This window comes from Actinomyces sp. (assembly GCF_030530635.1).
GTDB lineage: Bacteria > Actinomycetota > Actinomycetes > Actinomycetales > Actinomycetaceae > Actinomyces.
Window position 1 is genome coordinate 1 of the sequence record NZ_JAUMUL010000127.1, and the last position, 2,373, is coordinate 2,373.

Below are 2,373 nucleotides of genomic sequence, written 5' to 3' on the forward strand. Positions count from 1 at the left end.
GGCGGCGCAGTACGCGGCGCGACGGACGGGAGCTGGGGCGTGCGCACTGAACCACCACGGGCCAGGCACGACTGCCCCTGCGTTCAGGTCAACGTCCGCCCGTCCAGCCCGACGACGTCCTCGCCGGCCCGAAAACGACCCCCACGCCCGAACACAACCACCTAGTCGGGCCGGTGCGCGCCGAACACAACCACCCGCGGGCCCGAACCACCACACCCCCAAACACGAAGCGCCAGTTATTCATCCCCACCAGATTTCCTCCCGTCAGTCTGAAATCGCGTGATGCGACCGCATGGTCAGTCCGCCGGACGGGCGCCTTCAGGTTGCGGTGACGGAGACTCAGTCGGCCACTTTCGATCGGCTTATCCCTGATGCGGGCGTAACGCTCGAACGCCGTCTCCTCCTGGTGCGGCTTACCGGCATCGACAGGCCCGTCACCGATACCGGATGCCGCGTCTTTCGGGTTCCCGATTCCCTCGTAATCGGCCGCGGTCTCGCGAACCAGGGTACCGACCCGCTGCAGCGCAGCCAGCCCCGGATAGATCACATCACTGTAGTTGACCCACGCTGCGTGCAGCACCCCATCCTCAACCTCGCCGCCACGCCACTCGGGGCTGTAGCCGCGCCGAAGCGCTGTGTACATCGTCGCAATGCCATCCACAATGTCGTTCACACTGTCATCCTGTTGGCCAACCATGCCTCTCCCCACTCCTCGTCAAGCACCTGACCGGTACGCGTCATCCAGCCCCTCCAACCGTAGCGCCCATGCGGACGGGCTTGTTATCGGCGCCTGATCGAATGCCGTATTGGGTGCATGTACACCCCTGGAGATACTCCTCGAGACCCGAGGTCCTACAGGCTCTTCCGGCTACAGGTTGGGTGGAGACGGCGCGGCGACCGGCACCCGGGTGCCGATCCGGTGATCTGTAGGTGCCGCGACTCGCCGCTGCCGCGCGTCTCTATGGGCAGGTGTTGTCAAAGTCGATGACAAACGGGGTCGGCAGCGGTGGCCGCCTCGACCAAATCGGGCTCTTCCGGTTTGGGGGTGGTCAAGCCTTGTGTGGTGGTTGTGGTGGGGCTGCGGCAGAACTGTCGCCGATGCCCTGAGACCTAACAGGGGCCGGGGTGTCTGCTGCGCCGGTTGGGCGTTAACAACGCCACTTAACCTTCTGCTGTGTACCTGTGGGCCCTTCAGTGGACGGTTAACCGGCGTTGTTGACCCCGGAGGGGCGTGGCAGACGGCGAAGTGGCGTAGCAGATGGACCCACCCACTTTCAGGCGCCGGGGATGTCGGCAGCCAAGTGCAGCCAAGTCCGGCGCGATTGAACCGGCAGGCTCGCCACGGCACGGCTCATCACGTCCCTCAACTCGCAACATGCCGGCCAGCACACCCATATGTCGGAGGAGCCGGCGTGGGCGGGTCGGTGGGGTTGTTCGAGGACGTTGGTTAGCCGCCGACCCGAAAACGCCCCTAATACGCCCGAGAACGACCTGCACTGGCCGAACACGACCTCATAAGCCCCAAACCCTCCCGAACGTGGAGGGTTTGAGGCACACGAGGACGTACTCGGCAAAACAGCACCCACCGAACACGACCCCGCCAGCCTAAACGCGACCTCAAACCGGAGGAGCCCCATATGCGTTCGGCCGAGTCACGCGCCGCTGCATCCAGCATGCGCAGGCCTCCCCTCGGTGCCGACGAGCACCACAACACCTTGCCGGGAAACTGGCACTGGCGCCGTAGGCGCTGGCAAAGTGGACTATTCACCGCTCAGGGCAGTAGCCCTGCGAAGTGGACCCGGCAGCCTTCCGGACGGTGGGCGAGCCGGGTTTCGCGTATAAGCTTCACAGATCAATGACGTCAAGCCTGACACTAGACAAGGCGGCCCGCCACTGCCCACCCTTGTTCCAGCACCAGCTGACGGCATCGGCCAGCCAGAGCAGAGGCTCTTCGTGGTCATGCAGATGATCGTAGGTTCCATCCCAACCAGAGCCGAACGCATCGTGCAGCACGCGGCGCATCCCGATCGTCTCTGCTCACCACCCCAAGTCCCTTAGCCACGCGGCGTCACAGCATGCAGGAGACGCAGCCCTCCACCTCGGTGCCGGTGAGCGCCGCCTGGCGCAGGCGGATGTAGTACAGCGACTTGATGCCCTTACGCCAGGCGTAGATCTGCGCCTTGTTCACGTCGCGGGTGGTGGCGGTGTCCGGGAAGAACAGCGTCAGGCTCAGCCCCTGGTCCACGTGCTGCGTGGCGGCGGCGTAGGTGTCGATGATCTTCTCCGGGCCGATCTCGTAGGCGTCCTCATAGAACTCGAGGTTGTCATTGGTCATGTAGGGCGCCGGGTAGTAGACCCGCCCGATCTTGCCCT

Annotated in this window: 2 protein-coding genes and 1 pseudogene; all 3 read right to left on the minus strand. The window is 64.6% G+C overall.

Annotated elements, in window-relative coordinates; genetic code table 11:
* Positions 1-88: 88 nt before the first annotated feature.
* A complete protein-coding gene (locus Q4A20_RS14995; RefSeq protein WP_303124194.1) occupies positions 89-673 on the minus strand; it encodes a hypothetical protein in 585 nt (194 codons plus the stop codon).
* Between the two features lie 1,172 nt (positions 674-1,845).
* The gene (locus tag Q4A20_RS15000) at positions 1,846-2,022 is read right to left on the minus strand and encodes a hypothetical protein (protein WP_303124195.1); all 177 of its coding nucleotides are present in this window, start codon (positions 2,020-2,022) and stop codon (positions 1,846-1,848) included.
* A gap of 46 nt (positions 2,023-2,068) precedes the next feature.
* Positions 2,069-2,373, minus strand: a pseudogene (locus Q4A20_RS15005) (ribonucleotide-diphosphate reductase subunit alpha); the annotation flags it as partial.